Annotated in this window: 15 protein-coding genes and 1 pseudogene; 9 read left to right on the top strand and 7 right to left on the bottom strand. The window is 72.2% G+C overall.

What is annotated here, in order from left to right:
• The first annotated feature begins 49 nt into the window (after positions 1-49).
• Both KMS84_RS33795 and KMS84_RS33790 read left to right on the top strand, forming a co-directional pair.
• Complete coding sequence (locus KMS84_RS33795; RefSeq protein ID WP_256920341.1) at positions 50-409, top strand: hypothetical protein; 360 nt, start codon at positions 50-52, stop codon at positions 407-409.
• Between the two features lies 1 nt (position 410).
• A complete protein-coding gene (locus KMS84_RS33790) occupies positions 411-839 on the top strand; it encodes a hypothetical protein (RefSeq protein WP_256920340.1) in 429 nt (142 codons plus the stop codon).
• Here KMS84_RS33790 and KMS84_RS33785 read toward each other — a convergent pair.
• The 3 genes from KMS84_RS33785 to KMS84_RS33775 form a co-directional block, all read right to left on the bottom strand.
• Positions 829-1,326 carry a GNAT family N-acetyltransferase gene (locus KMS84_RS33785; protein WP_256920339.1) on the bottom strand — a complete coding sequence of 166 codons (498 nt, stop codon included), beginning with the start codon at positions 1,324-1,326 and terminating at the stop codon, positions 829-831. The two genes, KMS84_RS33790 and KMS84_RS33785, sit on opposite strands and share 11 nt — an antisense overlap.
• A gap of 45 nt (positions 1,327-1,371) precedes the next feature.
• Positions 1,372-1,878, bottom strand: a complete 507-nt coding sequence (locus KMS84_RS33780; RefSeq protein WP_256920338.1) for an RNA polymerase sigma factor — start codon at positions 1,876-1,878, stop codon at positions 1,372-1,374.
• Between the two features lie 67 nt (positions 1,879-1,945).
• Complete coding sequence (locus KMS84_RS33775) at positions 1,946-3,136, bottom strand: glycerophosphodiester phosphodiesterase (RefSeq protein ID WP_256920337.1); 1,191 nt, start codon at positions 3,134-3,136, stop codon at positions 1,946-1,948.
• 598 nt (positions 3,137-3,734) lie between these two features.
• Between KMS84_RS33775 and KMS84_RS33770 the strand changes: the two genes are divergently transcribed.
• A complete protein-coding gene (locus KMS84_RS33770; protein WP_256920343.1) occupies positions 3,735-4,406 on the top strand; it encodes a lysophospholipid acyltransferase family protein in 672 nt (223 codons plus the stop codon).
• Positions 4,407-4,877: 471 nt separating this feature from the next.
• Here the strand turns inward: KMS84_RS33770 and KMS84_RS33765 are convergent, their stop codons facing one another.
• The 4 genes and pseudogenes from KMS84_RS33765 to argH all read right to left on the bottom strand — a co-directional run bounded on the left by KMS84_RS33765 (position 4,878) and on the right by argH (position 9,817).
• Positions 4,878-6,401, bottom strand: a complete 1,524-nt coding sequence (locus KMS84_RS33765; protein WP_256920336.1) for an MFS transporter — start codon at positions 6,399-6,401, stop codon at positions 4,878-4,880.
• Between the two features lie 149 nt (positions 6,402-6,550).
• A pseudogene (locus KMS84_RS33760) lies at positions 6,551-7,087 on the bottom strand (TetR/AcrR family transcriptional regulator); the annotation flags it as partial.
• Positions 7,088-7,210: 123 nt separating this feature from the next.
• Positions 7,211-8,182, bottom strand: a complete 972-nt coding sequence (locus tag KMS84_RS33755; protein WP_256920335.1) for an aldo/keto reductase — start codon at positions 8,180-8,182, stop codon at positions 7,211-7,213.
• A 201-nt stretch (positions 8,183-8,383) separates the two neighbouring features.
• Positions 8,384-9,817: an argininosuccinate lyase gene (argH, locus tag KMS84_RS33750; protein WP_256920334.1), complete on the bottom strand. Its 1,434-nt coding sequence runs from the start codon at positions 9,815-9,817 to the stop codon at positions 8,384-8,386.
• Positions 9,818-10,049: 232 nt separating this feature from the next.
• Between argH and KMS84_RS33745 the strand changes: the two genes are divergently transcribed.
• From KMS84_RS33745 to KMS84_RS33720, 6 genes are all read left to right on the top strand, one after another.
• Positions 10,050-10,952: a hypothetical protein gene (locus tag KMS84_RS33745; RefSeq protein WP_256920333.1), complete on the top strand. Its 903-nt coding sequence runs from the start codon at positions 10,050-10,052 to the stop codon at positions 10,950-10,952.
• A gap of 151 nt (positions 10,953-11,103) precedes the next feature.
• Positions 11,104-11,685: a pyridoxamine 5'-phosphate oxidase family protein gene (locus KMS84_RS33740; RefSeq protein WP_256920332.1), complete on the top strand. Its 582-nt coding sequence runs from the start codon at positions 11,104-11,106 to the stop codon at positions 11,683-11,685.
• Between the two features lie 90 nt (positions 11,686-11,775).
• Positions 11,776-12,486 carry a L,D-transpeptidase family protein gene (locus KMS84_RS33735; protein WP_256920331.1) on the top strand — a complete coding sequence of 237 codons (711 nt, stop codon included), beginning with the start codon at positions 11,776-11,778 and terminating at the stop codon, positions 12,484-12,486.
• Between the two features lie 164 nt (positions 12,487-12,650).
• Positions 12,651-14,033 carry a ferredoxin reductase family protein gene (locus tag KMS84_RS33730; RefSeq protein WP_256920330.1) on the top strand — a complete coding sequence of 461 codons (1,383 nt, stop codon included), beginning with the start codon at positions 12,651-12,653 and terminating at the stop codon, positions 14,031-14,033.
• 56 nt (positions 14,034-14,089) lie between these two features.
• Positions 14,090-15,190 (top strand): FMN-binding protein, encoded by a 1,101-nt coding sequence (locus KMS84_RS33725; RefSeq protein ID WP_256920329.1) that lies wholly within the window; start codon positions 14,090-14,092, stop codon positions 15,188-15,190.
• 4 nt (positions 15,191-15,194) lie between these two features.
• Positions 15,195-15,977 carry an FAD:protein FMN transferase gene (locus KMS84_RS33720; protein ID WP_256920342.1) on the top strand — a complete coding sequence of 261 codons (783 nt, stop codon included), beginning with the start codon at positions 15,195-15,197 and terminating at the stop codon, positions 15,975-15,977.
• Positions 15,978-16,042 lie beyond the last annotated feature (65 nt).

Below are 16,042 nucleotides of genomic sequence, written 5' to 3'. Positions count from 1 at the left end.
CCGTGGGGGCGACGCCGAGGGGTGGAATACGGCGTAATAAGGTCGCTGCATGCTTGATGCCCTGACGCTGGTGACCGGCGTCGCCGCGTTGCTCCTCGCCGCCTGGTGCGGCTGGGCCGCCTACCGCGACCAGCCGACGAAGGACTGGCACTTCATCGGGATGGCCGTGGTCTCGCTGCTGGCGGTGATCCAGCTGGTGGTCGGGATCGTGCAGCTGGCGCGGGGCGAGAAGCCGGAGCAGGGCACGACGATCTTCGTGGCGTACCTGCTCGGGGCGTTCGCGTGCGTGCCGACGGCGGGCTTCATGTCGCTGGCCGAGCGCACCCGCTGGGGTTCGGTGACGGTCGCCGCGGCCGGTGTGGTGCTCGCCGTGCTAGAGGTGCGGCTCTTCGACATCTGGGGAGGCTGAGATGACGGCGACGCAGGAGAAGCCGGCCCGGCTGATCGGCGGCCCCGGGCTGCTGCTGGTGTGGTTCTACGGCGTGATGGTGGTCGGGGCGGTGTCGCGGTCGGCGTACCAGATCGCGACCGAGTTCGACCGGGCGCCGTTGTCGTACGCGCTGTCGGCCGTGGCGGGCGTGGTGTACGGCTTCATCACGTACTCGCTGGTGCGGGGCGGGGAGACGGCCCGCAGGGCGGCGCAGGTCTGCTGCGCCGCCGAACTCGCGGGCGTGCTGATCGTGGGCACCTGGACGCTGATCGAGCCGTCGGCCTTCCCCGACTCGACCGTGTGGTCGCAGTACGGGATGGGGTACGTGTTCATCCCGGTCCTGCTGCCGCTGTCGGCCCTGTACTGGCTGCGGCGCTCACACACCGCGCGCACCCCCGCTACGCGGTAGCCGCGTACTCTCCCGCCTGCTTCTCCAGGACGATCATCGGCACGCCGTCCGCGCCCTGGGAGGTGCCGACCGTCCGGTAGCCGACGCGGCGGTACAGGCGGAGGTTGCCCTCGCTGCGGTGGCCGGTGAAGAGGCGGAACGTCTTGGCGCCGCGCTCCTCGGCGAGGGCCGACTCGGCGGCGCGCAGCAGCCGGGCTCCGATGCCGTGACCCTGTAGGCGCGGGTGGACGCAGAGTTTGCCGATGGCCGCCGCGCCGTCCTCGGTGAGGTTGCCGCGTACGCAGCCGACCACCTCGTCGCCCAGCCGGGCCACGAAGACGCAGTCGGTGGCGAGCTCCTCGCGCACCGACGCGAGGGTCTGGACGAGAGGGGCGATGCGGTAGTTGCCGTACAGAGCCGCTTCGCTCTGGAAGCACAGGTACTGCAGCCTGAAGATCTGCTCGGTGTCCTGCTCGCCCGCCACCGAGATGGTCACGCTCATGCCCATGTGCGCACGCCTCCCGCTCACCTGATCGCCTGTGGTCCCTCACTCCTATCCCCGCAGTTCGCGGGCCGCAACCTCCGGCGGAAGCAAACGCCGCAGACATCCCAGACATCGGGAACGTTCCGGCCCGAGACTGCCCTGTGAGATACCCAACTTGCCAGCGATCTCGCGGTAGGTGAGGTCCTCCGGCGACAGCATGGCCTGAAGGAGACGGGAGCAGCGGCCGGGCAGGCGGTGCACGGCCTCGCGCAGGGCGCGGTGGCGGGCGGCGGTCAGGGCGAGCTGTTCGGGGCCGCGGTCGAGCTCCTCGGCCGGCTCGCTCGTGTAGGGCTGCTCACGGCGGACCGTGCGGCGGATGCGGCGGACCTCGGCGCGCACGGCGCGGCGCAGCCAGTCCTGCGGGTCGGGCGGCGGGCCGTCGGTGGCGAGGTGCTCCAGGAGGCGGAGCCAGACCGCCTGTTCGAGGTCCGCGGGTTCGGTCCCCGCGGCGTGGGCCTCGGCGGAGGCCTCCGCGTTGAGCAGCGGGCGCAGCGCGGTGAGCAAGTCGTGCGTCATATGCGCCACGATGCGAGCGCCCGGGCGGTCGGTTGCCCGGGCGCCCGACTGTCACTCCAACGAGGAATCAGCCGTTGACGAAGTCGGCGCGGGCGAGGACGCCGGTGTCCGGGTTGTCCGTGAAGACCCCGTCGATGCCGGTCGCGAAGTAGGTGCGGAACGCGCCGAAGGAGTCGCCGTACCCGTCGGCGTCCGTGCCCTTGCGGAAGTTCGCCGGCAGGAAGGGGTTCTCGTTGCGCATGGTGTACGGGTGCAGGACCAGGCCGACCGCGTGGGCGTCCTTGACCAGGGTGGTCGGCCTGGTGAGGTTGCCGGAGGCGTCCTTGGGGATGACGAGGTCGAGGGTGGGGCCGATGCCCTGGGCGTAGCCCGCGATCTCGCGCAGGCCGGCCCGGGTGACCAGGTCGGCGACCGTGCGCGGGTCGCCGGTCTCGACGAAGTCCCAGGGGCGGGTGTCGGCGGCGGACAGGAGCACCACGAGGGGGTTGTCCACCAGCTTGTTGAGCCGCTGGATGCTGGTGGGCTCGAAGGACTGGAGGATGACCGGCGAGTTCTTGCGGTCCTTGCCGTGCTTGTGCAGCAGCTTGGCGACCCGCTCCTCCAGGCCCAGGCCGAGCTTGCGGAAGTAGGTGGGGTGCTTGGTCTCGGGGTAGATCCACACCTGCTTGCCGCGCTTGCGGGTCTGCTCGTCCTGCCACTTCAGGACTTCCTCGAAGGTGGGGATCTCCCAGCGCCCGTTGTACAGCGTGTTGTGCGGGCGGTTGGCCGGGATGCGCTCGACCGCCCGCAGGGTCTTGAGCTCGGCGAGCGTGAAGTCCTCGGTGAACCAGCCGGTGGTGGACACGCCGTCGAGCACCTTCGTCGTCCGGCGGGCGGCGAACTCGGGGTGGTCGGCGACGTTCGTCGTGCCGCCGATCTCCGGCTCGTGGCGGCAGACGAGATGGCCGTCCCTGGTGGGGACCAGGTCTCCGGCCTCGACGATGTCGGCGCCGAGGTCGAGCGCCAGCTGGTAGGAGCCGAAGGTGTGCTCGGGACGGTAGCCGCTGGCGCCGCGGTGTCCGATGACCGTCGGCACGGGCAGGCTCTTCAGCCCGCCGCCGTGACCGGCTCCGGTCCGCGCCCCGGCGGCCCTGGCGGCGCCCGGCAGGCCGAGGACGCCTCCGGCGGCGCCGAGCACGGCCGCGCCGAGGAGCGCCCGCCGTCCGGTCGTGCCCGCGCCCGCGTGCTGGTTCGACTCCTGCGTGTCCTGCGTGCCCATGGGGCCTCCTGCCGTCGGCTCGTCCGTGCGGGCCGATCGTAGGGGCGTGGACATGACCGTCGGGAGACCTCGGCCCCAACGCGCGGGTGACGCCGCATGGCGGGTGCCGTACATCCGGTGCCGTACATCGGGTGCGGGGTGTCCCCTACGACACATGCCGGGCAGGACGTACCACGATGTGACGGAACGTCGGATCCGTCGCGCCGGACGGATTGGGCAGGGGCCGCGGGGGAACGCGGTTCAGTGCCGGTCACGGAGGTCGCGGCCCGGACGCCGGCGGCCCCGGCCTCCCAGGTCACGGCCGCCACGGGCCCGGCCCCGTCGGCCGCGGTCACGACGGTCGGCCCCGGTCGCCGACGTGCCGCGCGTCGTCCGGGCCGCCGGGGAGGACGACCCCGGCTCCCCCGGTTTCGCGGTCGTCTCGCACCCGTTGCGACCGGATGACGGGCGGGCGGCGGCTCGGCCGTACAGGTGCACGTACGTCAACAGTGAGTAAGACCCGGATGACCCGATGTGCGTCGGGCCCGCAGCCGCGAGTATCGTCCTAGTTCTCACCTGCACATACTCATACCGTTTTCCCTTGACATCGGAGGGCTCGTTGTCCCGCTTCGCGCTCATCAAGGCAGTGCTCGGACCGGTCATGCGCCTGATGTTCCGCCCACAGGTCGAGGGCGCGGAGCACATCCCCGGCGACGGCCCCGTGATCCTGGCGGGCAATCACCTCACCTTCATCGACTCGATGATCCTGCCCCTCGTGTGCGACCGGCAGGTCTACTTCATCGGCAAGGACGAGTACGTCACCGGCAAGAGCCTGAAGGGCCGTCTCATGGCCTGGTTCTTCACCGGGGTCGGCATGATCCCGGTGGACCGCGACGGCGGCCGCGGCGGCGTGGCCGCGCTGATGACCGGCCGCCGGGTGCTGGAGGAGGGCAAGGTCTTCGGCATCTACCCCGAGGGGACGCGCTCGCCCGACGGCCGCCTCTACCGGGGCCGCACCGGCATCGCCCGGCTGACGCTGATGACCGGCGCGCCGGTCGTCCCCTTCGCGATGATCGGCACGGACAAGCTGCAGCCGGGCGGCGCGGGGATGCCCCGGCCGGGGCGGGTCACCGTGCGTTTCGGCGAGGCGATGGAGTTCTCCCGTTACGACGGCATGGACCGGGACCGCTACGTGCTGCGGGCCGTGACCGACTCCGTGATGACCGAGGTCATGCTGCTGTCCGGGCAGGAGTACGTGGACATGTACGCCACCAAGGCGAAGGCGGCGTAGGCCTCCGGCGGTTGGGCGGGGGCGTCCTCGGGGAGGTGTCCCGGGTGCGGGTGCGGGTGCGGGTGCGTGTGCGGGTGCGGGTGCGGGTGCGTCTTGGCTCGTCGCGCAGTTCCCCGCGCCCCTCAAGAACGCCGGTCACCCCACGCCGGACGCCGAGCGCGGGCGCGTTCCCCACGCCCCCGAAACGCGCCGGACACCCGACCCCAGACGTCGAGTGCGGGTGCGTCGCGGCTCGTCGCGCAGTTCCCCGCGCCCCTCAAGAACGCCGGTCACCCCACGCCGGACACCGAGCGCGGGGCGTGATCACAGCGCCCCTCAAGAACGTCGGTCGCCCCGCGCCGGATGACCGGCGTCGGCGCGTTCCCCGCGCCCTTCAAGAACGGCCGTCGCCCCACGCCGGATGACCGGCGCGGGGGGTGGTTCACCGTGCCTCCGGAAGGGGCCGGACGCTCGGCTCGGGGCGTCGCGTGTTCAGGGGCGGTTGTCCAGGCGTTCGTTGCGCAGCATGAACCAGGCCGCTGCCGCCGTGGCGAGCAGGACCGCCGCGCCCACCCCCGACGCCACGCTCAGGCCGTTCACGAACGCCTCGCGGGCCGAGGTGAGCATCTCGTCGGCCGCGGCCGCCGGCATGTGTCCGGCCGCCTCCACCGCGCCCCCGAGTGACTCGTGCGCCCCCTGCGGGGTGCCCGCCGGGGCCGCGAAGCCGCGGTAGACGCCGGTCACAATGGAGCCGAGCACGGCGATGCCGAGGGCCGCGCCGAGTTCGTACGCCGTCTCCGACACCGCGGACGCCGCTCCCGCCTGGTCCTTGGGCACCGAGCCCAGGATGACGTCGGCGGTCACCGTGAAGGAGAAGCCGGCACCCACGCCGACCACCAGCAGGACGCCCCCCAGCACCGGGTAGCCGGTGGACGGTCCGATCGTCGTCAGGGCCGCGAGGGCGAGGCCGATCGCCGCGAGGCCGCCGCCGACCGCGGCCCGCACCGAGAAACGCCGGGCGACCCGGCCCGCTGCCAGGCCCGCCGCCACCGCGCCGATCGCCGCGGGCAGTTCGGCCAGTCCCGCCTCGAACGGGGCACGTCCCTGGACGAGTTGCAGGTACTGGGAGAGGAAGAACACCAGGCCCGACAGGCCCAGGATGGTCAGCAGGTCGGCGAGGACGGCGCCGCTGAAGCCGCGGTTGCGGAACAGGCGCATGTCCAGCAGCGGGGTCGGCAGGGTCAGCTGGCGGCGGACGAAGCCGAACAGCGCCGCCGCCCCCAGCAGGCCCGTGCCGAGCGAGGCCCAGGTGAGGCCGTGGGTGGCGGCCTCCTTGACGGCGTACACGATGCCGATCATGCCGAACAGCGACAGGAGGACGCTCGGCAGGTCCCAGGGGCCCGGGTGCGGGGTGCGGGACTCGGGAAGCGTCCTGATGCCGACGAGGACGAGGACGACCATCACCGGCACGTTGATGAGGAAGACCGAGCCCCACCAGAAGCGCTCCAGCAGGAAGCCGCCCACGATGGGACCGACGGCGGTGCCGGCCGAGGCGGTCGCGCCCCAGATGCCGATCGCCAGGCTGCGTTCGCGCGGGTCGTGGAAGAGGTTGCGGATCAGGGCGAGGGTCGCGGGCATCAGGGTCGCGCCGGCCACGCCGAGCAGCGCCCGGGCGGCGATCATCGTCTCGGGGGTCGTCGCGTAGGCGTTGAGGACGGATATCAGGCCGAACGCGGTGGCTCCGGCGAGCAGGATCCGCTTGCGGCCGATGCGGTCGCCGAGGCTGCCCATGGAGACGAGCAGGCCGGCGATGACGAACGAGTAGACGTCCCCGATCCACAGCAGCTGGGTGCCGGACGGCGCGAGATCCTCGCTGATGTAGGGGGTCGCGAGACCGAGGACCGTCGCGTCGACGGCCACCAGCAGCACGGCGAGCACGAGGACGGAGAGCGCGAGCCAGCGGTCCGGACGCCTCACCGCCTCGGTCGTGGTCGTCGGCCGCAGGGTGCTGGTCATGGTTCCTTCCTTCGTCATGCGGGATCGCGGGGTGCGGGTTCGCGGAGCGCCGGGCCGCCGGGAGCGAGGTCGCCCGCGTTCGGGACGCCCGCGTTCTGGGCGCTCGGGTTCTGGGCGCTCGGGTTCGGGTGGGGCGGGAGTGCGGGGGGCCTGAGGGCTCCGCCGAGCAGCAGTTCCACGACCATGCGCGGGAAGTCCTTGGGAGCGCCCTTGCCGCTCTGCACCATCCACACGCCCGAGGCCAGCAGGCCGAACAGGGCTTCGGTGAGCCACGCCGGCGTCAGGTCGATGCGGAACTCCCCGTCGAGCTGGCCGCGCCGGAAGAGGGCGGAGATCCGGTCGTCGATCCGGGTCCAGCCCTCGTGCTGCTCCTCGCCCTCGAAGAGCTGGTTCTCGGTGTAGAGGAAGGCGAGCAGGCCGGCGGCGGACTGGGACTCGGCGACCAGCCGGCGCACGGCGTCGCTCGCCGGGCCGTCGTCGAGGCGGGCCGCGTCCAGGGCGGACTCGCACTCGGCGATCCCGAGGGCCTCCAGGGCGCGGACGAGCGCGTCGCGTCCGGCGAAGTGCCGGTGCAGCGTGGCACGGCTGATGCCGGCCCCTTTGGCGACCTCGTCCATCGTCGCGGTGGATTTACGGGTCAGCAGGGCGGCTGCGCTGCGCAGCACATGATCACGGTCGACGGCCATGAGACAACCATAAACCATGTGAGACGTTCATGTCTCATCATGGGCATGGGTGCCTCACTGTGAGGCGCCCTTGTGCTGTGCCGTGCTGCCGTGCCGTGCTGCTGTGCCGTGGTGGCGGGCCCGTCAGTGCCAGGGCAGGCGGCCGCGCTGCTCCCAGTAGGCGCGCGGTTCCTCGGCCAGGGCGGCGAGCCGGTCGAGCTGGTCGTCGTCGAGGTCCACGACGGCCGCGTGCAGATTGGAGGCGAGCTGGGCGGCGGTCGCGGCGCCGGAGAGGACGACTCCCGCCCAGGGCATGCGCAGGACCAGGGCGAGGGCGACGGCGTCGCACCCGAGGGAGGCCTCGGCGGCGACCGCCTTCAGGGCGTCCGGCGCGTGGGGTCCGGCGAGACGGCCGTTGGCCATGCCCTCCTTCACGATCACCGTGAGGCCGGCGTCGTGGGCCTCGGCGAGGGCGGGACCGGCCGAGGTCTCCAGGGCGTTGTACGTCGACTGGACGGTACGGAAGAGGGGTTCGCCGTCGACCGTGACGGCCAGGGCGGCGCGGATGGCGGCGGCCTGGGCGGGGCCGCTGGTCGAGAAGCCGACGGTGGTCCCGCGGGCGGCGGCCTCGGCCAGCTTCGCGTGGAGTTCCTTGTCGGTGAGCGCCGGACTGTCCGGCGTGACCGAGTGGATCTGGTACAGGTCGAGCCGGTCGCCGAGCAGTTCGGCCGTCTCGGCGCGCTGGCGTTCGTACGTCGCGAGGCCGTGGTCCTTGACCTCGTGCCGCTCCGCGTCCGCGCTCCACCCGGCGGTGTAGGTGTAGCCCCACTTGCTGCCGACGACGACGTCGTCGACGTCCGGCCTGGCCTTCAGCCAGTCGGCCAGGAACTCCTCGGAACGGCCGTAGGAGCGGGCCGCGTCGATGTAGCGCACGCCCTGGGCGTAGGCCGCGTCGAGGAGTTCATGGGTGCGGGCGCGCAACGCCTCGACGCTGCGGTCCGCCCCGAGGTCCTCGTCACGGCCGAGGGTGATGTAGCCGGGGCGGCCCACCGCGGCCAGGCCGAAGCCGATGTGGCAGGTGGGGGTCGTTGCGGCGGCCAGGCGGGCGAAGGGCATCGCGGGCTCCGTGGGGTCGGCTCCGGTTCGGCCCGACCAACGTATCCCGCGACGGCCCGGCCCCGACGTCCGACTCCCGACCGCCGATCGCTGATCGCCGATCAGCGATCGGCGGGCGAGGCCCGTCGGGACCCGCCGCCCACCGCCCGGCTTCCCGTTCCCGCGCCCGTGCCCGTGGAGTCCGCGGGCGCCGGGTGCCGCCTACCGCTTCTCCTTCGCCGTCGCCCACTCGTGCTGCGCCGCCACGTTCCGCTTCACCTCGGCGAGCTGGACGGCTACGGCGCTGGGCGCGGTGCCGCCGCGGCCGTCACGGGAGGCGAGGGCGCCGGGGACGTTGAGGACCGAGCGCACCTCGGGCGTGAGCCGGGCGGAGATCTTCGCGAACTGCTCGTCGGTCAGCTCGTCCAGTTCCTTGCCCTCGGCCTCGGCGACCTTGACGCACTCGCCGGCGACCTCGTGCGCGACGCGGAACGGCTCGCCCTGCTTGACCAGCCATTCGGCGATGTCGGTGGCCAGGGAGAATCCGGCCGGGGCGAGCTCCTCCATCCGCTCGCGGTGAACCGTGAGCGTGGCGATCATGCCGGTGAAGGCGGGCAGCAGGATCTCCAGCTGGTCGCAGGAGTCGAAGACCGGCTCCTTGTCCTCCTGGAGGTCGCGGTTGTAGGCCAGGGGCAGGGCCTTGAGGGTGGCCATCAGGCCGGTGAGGTTGCCGATGAGACGGCCGCTCTTGCCCCGGGCCAGCTCCGCGATGTCCGGGTTCTTCTTCTGCGGCATGATCGACGAACCCGTGGAGAAGGCGTCGTGCAGGGTGACGAAGGAGAACTCCTTCGTGTTCCAGATGATGATCTCCTCGGCGATCCGGGAGAGGTTCACGCCGATCATCGCGGTGATGAAGGCGAACTCGGCCACGAAGTCCCGTGAGGCCGTGCCGTCGATGGAGTTGCCGACGCTGCCGTGCTCGAAGCCGAGGTCCTTCGCGACGGCCTCCGGGTCCAGGCCGAGGGAGGAACCGGCGAGCGCGCCGGAGCCGTAGGGCGAGACGGCCGTGCGCTCGTCCCACTGACGCAGCCGTTCCGCGTCGCGGGACAGCGACTGCACGTGGGCGAGGACGTGGTGGGCGAAGAGGACGGGCTGGGCGTGCTGGAGGTGGGTGCGCCCGGGCATCGCCACGTCCGGGTGGGCCTCCGCCAGGCCGACGAAGGCGTCCTGGAACTCGGCGAGCAGACCGCCGATGATCCGGGCGTGGTCGCGCAGGTACATCCGGAACAGGGTGGCGACCTGGTCGTTGCGGGAGCGGCCCGCACGCAGCTTGCCGCCGAGGTCGGGCCCGAGACGCTCCAGCAGGCCCCGCTCCAGGGCGGTGTGGACGTCCTCGTCGGCGATCGTGCCCACGAACGAGCCGTCGGCGACGTCCGCTTCGAGCCGGTCCAGCCCGTCGAGCATCCGGGTGAGCTCGTCCTCGCTGAGCAGGCCCGCCTTGTGCAGCACCCGCGCGTGGGCGCGCGACCCGGCGATGTCGTAGGGCGCGAGCCGCCAGTCGAAGTGGACGGACGCGGACAGCTTGGCCAGGGCCTCGGCGGGACCGTCGGCGAAACGGCCGCCCCAGAGCCTTACGTCACCGCTGTTGCTGCTCACTTGCGCTGCTCCTCACCGCTGCCCGAACGTTATGCATGAGTATGCAGAGCTCCGCATGATTCGTCAATCCAACCTCGCCGGGCCGGGGACGGAACGGACGGAACCGGGGTTTCCGCGCGGCCCCGAAGATATTTGAAGACGCCTTGAACAATGGCAACCGCTTACCCGTACTCACCCCTGAACGCCGGCGCCGCGTTGACACACCCACTCCTGACCCAAGTGAGGCATCCGCATGTCCAGGGCTCTTCCGAAGTACAACAAGCGTCGCGTGGCGATCATCGGCGGTGCCGTCGCCGTGGCTCTGACCGGTGCGGTCGTGGTGAACACCGCCCTGGCCGGGGAGTCCAAGAGCGGAGGGGCGACGACCAACGCCCAGACGCTCGCCGCCGGACCCGGCACCATCGTGTGCCCCGACGTGGCCTCGAAGCTGCCGGCGGTCCCCGCCTCCGCCAAGGCCGAGGTGGACCGCAACCTCGCCCTGTTGCAGACGCAGATCAGCGAGGCCAACACGCGGTTGCAGAACACCGTGGGCCAGGGCGGCCCCAACTTCGTGCAGAACGCGATCCTCGGCCCGCTGAAGGACAAGCGCGTCTCGACCGTCAACCGCATCGCCACGGCCATCGGACGCACCGCGGCCAAGCCGGCCGGCCTCGACGCACTGGCCCCGTGCGCCCTCAACGGAGCCGGCGCCGCGGCGGGCAACCAGGGAAACCAGGGCAACAACAACGCCGGGAACAACGGCAACGCCGGGAACAACGCGAACAACGGCAACGCGGGGAACAAGGGCAACAACGGCAACGCCGGCAACAACAACGCCGGGAACGCGGGCAACGCCGGCGCGGTCGGCACGATCACCTGCCCGGACGTGGCCTCGCAGCTCCCGGCCGTCCCCGCCACCGCCAAGGCCGAGGTGGACCGCAACCTCGCCCTGTTGCAGACGCAGATCAACGAGGCCAACACCCGCCTGAAGAACACGGTCGGCCAGGGCGGCCCCAACTTCGTGCAGAACGCGATCCTCGGCCCGCTTCAGGGCAAGCGCGAGTCCACCATCGACCGCATCGCCATCTCGATCGGCCGCAAGGGGACCAAGCCGCAGGGGCTGAACGTCCTCGCCGCCTGCACGCTGAACAAGTGACGTGACAGGCTCGGTGGCCGCCCCGAGATCCTCCGGCCGGGGCGGCCACCTGTCCGTCCGCGCACACGGGCGCGGACGGCCCGTACGCGTGAGCGCACGGGTTCCCTAACTCCTTAGACACACGAAGGGCTTTCCCGGATCATCGTTGGACATGGGAAAGACCTATGAGCGCATAGACGGCAGGCTCCGGACGTTCATCGAAGAGCAGCCCCTCTTCTTCACCGCGACCGCGCCGCTGGCGGGCGACGGCACGGTCAACCTCTCCCCCAAGGGACTCAAGGGTTCGTTCGCGGTGCTCGACGAGCACACCGTGGCCTACCTCGACTTCGCCGGCTCCACCGCGGAGACCGTCGCCCACCTGCGCGAGAACGGCCGGATCACGCTGATGTGGTGCGCCTTCCAGGGCCCGCCGAACATCGTGCGGGTGCACGGCCGGGGCGAGCCGGTCTTCCGCGACGACCCCCGGTTCCGCGAGCTCCTCGCCCGCTTCCCCGCCATCGACCCGAGCCGCCACGGGCTGCGCGCGATCATCGTCGTGCACGCCGAACTCGTCCGGGACAGCTGCGGCTACGCGGTGCCGTTCATGACGTACGACGAGGACCGCGAGCTGCACGGCCGGCGGTTCGCGCGGGAGGACGACGACTCGCTCAGCGCGTACTTCGCGAAGAAGGACCACATCGCCACGAGCATGGACGGCCTGCCCGGGCTGCCGTTGCCCCTGCGCCCGATCTGACACCCCTCCCCCGAAGGGCCGCCGGGCGGCGGTGCGCACGGTCGGCCCACCCGGCCTGCCGGCGCCGCCGTCCGCGCCTAGCGTCTGAGCATGCGCTCCCGTGCCGTCGTCGCCGCCCTTCTGTGGCCGTCCCTGCTCCTGCTCGGTGCGGCGGCCCCGCACCGCGACGCCGCCGTGCCACTGCCGGCGACGATGGCGGACACCGGCGGCGGCGCCCAGCTGATCACCGCCGTGACGCCGAGGGCCGACGGCGCCTCGGGCACGCTCGCCTGGTGGGACCTGCGGGACGGCCGCTGGACGCGCGCCGGCTCCGCCCCGGCCCGGTTCGGCGCGAACGGCCTGGTCGAGGGGACCGCACGCCGGCAGGGCACGAACACCACGCCGACCGGCCTGTACGGCCTCCCGTTCGCCTTCGGACTGCGACCCGCGCCCCGCGGGACGACGTACCCGTACCGTCCCGTGCGGCAGGACTCCTGGTGGTGCCAGGACAACGCCTCCGCCGCCTACAACCGGTGGACCGAACCGCGGCCCGCGCACTGCCGTGCCGCCGAGTCCGAGCACCTGGTGACGTACCGGACGCAGTACGCGCACGCGCTCGTCGTCGGGTTCAACTACGACAGGCCCGTGCGCGGCCGCGGGGCGGGGATCTTCCTGCACGTCGACGGGCGGGGAGCGACGGCGGGTTGCGTGTCGGCGCCGCAGGACGCGCTGCGGCGGATCCTCGCGTGGGTCCGGCCGGACCGACGTCCCCACATGGCGATCGGCACGTCCGCCGGGCCGCTCGCCCTCACCCGGTACTGAGCCCTCGTGTCCCGGGGCGGCGCGGGCGCCGGCGAAGCGTCCGAGCACGCGTTACCTGCGGTCGCCCCGTTCCCGGGACGCGTCCGACGTCTCGGCGCGCCGCTGAACACTCCGCGCCCGCGGCCCGTATCTGAGGGCCAAGGGTCCGTACCCACGGAGGAACAGTGACCACGACGATCGCCGGCGGCCGTGCCGCCCGCCGCCAGACGATGCGCCGCATCCGTCCGCGCCGCTCCCCGGCCGTTCCGCTGCTGCTCGCCGTGTGGGCGGGCGCGGCGGGCGTGCTGTGGCTGTGGTGGCACAACACGCCGAACATCGCGGACGACAACAGCAAGATCCTCAACGCGGGACGGATCACCGGGCTGCTCGCCGGGTACCTGATGGCGCTCGTCGTGCTGCAGATGGCGCGGGTGCCCGCGCTGGAGCGGCGGGTGGGCTCGGACCGGGTCGCCCGCTGGCACGCCATGAGCGGCCGGTACACGCTGTGCCTGGTCTTCGCGCACGTCTTCCTCATCATGTGGGGGTACGCGCTCCAGGCCGGCAAGACGCTGGGCGACATCGTCCAGCAGACGGTCGACTCCGTCGAGCAGCTGCCCGACATGGGCAAGGCGGCCATCGGCACCGGCCTGTTCCTGCTGATCGGGCTGGTGTCGATCGCGCCGGTGCGCCGGCGGATGCCGTACGACACCTGGTACCACATCCACCTGCTGACGTACGCGGCCGTGTTCCTGACCTTCTGGCACCAGATCACCACCGGCAACGACTTCGCCATCGAGCCGACCGCGAAGACGGTCTGGTACGCGCTGTACGGGTCGGTCACCGCGCTGGTCGTCTGGTACCGCATCATCACCCCGCTCCGGCTGAACCTGCGTCACCGCATGTACGTCGAGGCCGTCATCGAGGAGACGCCGGGCATCGTGTCCGTGCTGATCGGCGGGCGCAAGCTGCACCGGATGGGCGCGGAGGCCGGACAGTTCTTCCGCTGGCGGTTCATGGCGCCGGGGATGCGCCTGAGCTCCCACCCCTACTCGCTGTCGGCGGCCCCCCGCCCGGAACTGCTGCGCATCACCGTCAAGGCGATCGGCGACCACAGCGCCGCGCTGCGTGAGCTGACGCCCGGCACGAAGGTGTGGGCCGAGGGACCGTACGGCGCGATGACGGCGTCCCGGCGCAGCCGCGGCAAGGTGCTGCTGGTGGCGGGCGGGGTCGGCATCACGCCCATGCGGGCGCTGTTCGAGACGCTCCCGGGCGCGGCCGGTGACATCACCCTGCTCTACCGGGCCAACAGCACCCAGGACCTGGCCCTGTGGGACGAGCTGGCGAAGATCGCCGACGAGCGCGGGGCGCGGTTGATGTACGCCGTGAACAGCCCCGACGGGGAGCGCCCCGACATCTCGGCGGAGTCCCTCCAGCGCAAGATCCCCGACATCGACAGCCACGACGTGTTCATGTGCGGGCCCAACGGCTTCGCGCAGGGTGTGTACGAGGCACTGCGCGGCGCCGGGGTCCCCGCCCGCCGCATCCACCACGAGTCGTTCGAGATGTGAGCGACCCGTACGCACGGGAACCTCGCCACCAACCGGAACCAGGAGCTCAGGAAGCGATGAGGAAGAGCCACCCTCTTCGGCGGGTCGTGCTGGCCACTGCCGCCACCGTGTCAGGGATCGTGCTGCTGCTGTCGCTGAAGCCGTCGTCCGACCCCGGTTCCGCGCAGGCCGCGGGCTCGGGGACGGGCGCGGCGGCGGCGCAGGAGGCGGCCCAGGGCGGAGCGGGCGCGCCGGTGACCGGCACGATGACCGGCGACGCCGTCCAGACGCAGTACGGGGCCGTGCAGGTCCGCATCACCGTGGTCGCGAACAAGATCATGAAGGCCGAGGCCGTCCAGGCACCCAAGGGCGGCACCAGCGACCAGAAGACCGCGCTGGCCGTGCCCAAGCTCAACGCACAGGTCGTCGCCAAGCAGAGCCCGGACATCGACACGGTCTCGGGCGCCACGTACACGAGCGAGGGCTACAAGAAGTCCCTCCAGTCGGCGATCGACAAGGCGAACGCGAGCGCCGGGTCCGGGTCCGGGGCCTCCCAGGGTTCCGGCAGCGCGCAGGCCTCCGGCGCCTTCACCGGGGCGGCGGTCCAGACGCAGTACGGAACCGTGCAGGTCCGGATCACGGTGGCCGGCGGGAAGATCACCAAGGCCGAGGCCGTCCAGGCCCCCAAGGGCGGCACCAGCGACCAGAAGACGGAACTCTCCGTCCCCAAGCTCAACCAGGAAGCCGTCGCCAAGGGCAGCGCCGACATCGACTCCGTCTCCGGCGCGACCTACACCAGCGAGGGCTACAAGAAGTCCCTTCAGTCGGCGCTGGACCAGGCGAAGGCGAAGGGCGGTTCGGGGTCGGGCTCCGGGGGCGCGGGATCCTCCTCGGGGGCCGCGCAGGCCAAGACCGTCACGGGCGCCGTCCAGCAGACGCAGTACGGGCCGGTCCAGGTCCGGATCACGGTCGCCGGCGGGAAGATCACCAAGGCCGAGGCCGTCCAGGCACCCAAGGGCGGCACCAGCGACCAGAAGACCGAGCTCTCCGTCCCCAAGCTCAACCAGGAAGCCGTCGCCAAGGGCAGCGCCGACATCGACTCCGTCTCCGGCGCGACCTACACCAGCGAGGGCTACAAGAAGTCCCTTCAGTCGGCGCTGGACCAGGCCGGTGGCTGACACCATGACCGAGCCCGCGCCCGCCGTGGTGCGCCATGCCGAAGAGGTCATGGGCACCGTCTTCTCCTTCGACGTCCGCGGCGGCGCGCCCGAGCCGGTGCGGGCGGCGCTGGCCGAGGCCATCGCCTCGCTGCACCGGGTGAACGAGGTGTTCAGCACCTACCGCGAGGACAGCCAGGTGTCCCGGCTGGCGCGCGGTGAGCTCACCGTCGACGCGTGCGATCCCGAGGTCGCCGAGGTGCTGGCGCTGGGCGAGGAGGCGGAGCGGGTCAGCGAGGGCTGGTTCAGCATGCGCTACCAGGGCCGGCTGGACCCGACCGGCGTCGTCAAGGGCTGGGCCGCCGAGCGTGCGGCCCGGCTGATCGCGGCGGCGGGCGTGAGCGGGGTGAGCGTCAACGGCGGCGGGGACGTGCAGTTGCTGGGCGTCCCCGGACCCGAGCGGCCGTGGCGGGTGGGGGTGTCCGACCCGCTGCGGCCGGGCGGCCTGGCGGCCGTGGTCTCGGCAGCGGGCGCGGACGAACTCGCCGTCGCCACGTCGGGCACGACGGAACGCGGCGCCCACATCGTCGACCCGCGCACGGGTCGTTCCGCGGTGACGGACCTGGTGGCCGTGACCGTGGTCACTCCCCGTCTGACCTGGGCGGACTGCTGGGCCACGGCGGCCTTCGCGATGGGTTCGCGGGAGGCGCTGGCGTGGCTGGAGTCCCTCCCGGACGTCGAGGCGCTCCTGATCACGGCGGGCGACGAGGTCCGCTGCACGGGAGGCCTGGCCCGCCGCCTGGGCTGACCCCACGAGAACGGCCGCCGGACGACACCCCCGGCGGCCCCTGCCCCGCCCGACCCGGACACCGC

The sequence above is a fragment of the Streptomyces hilarionis genome, assembly GCF_024539675.1.
Classification (GTDB): Bacteria; Actinomycetota; Actinomycetes; order Streptomycetales; family Streptomycetaceae; genus Streptomyces; species Streptomyces hilarionis.
Note: the sequence above shows the minus strand (reverse complement) of the source record. Positions and strands in the feature narration are given on the sequence as shown.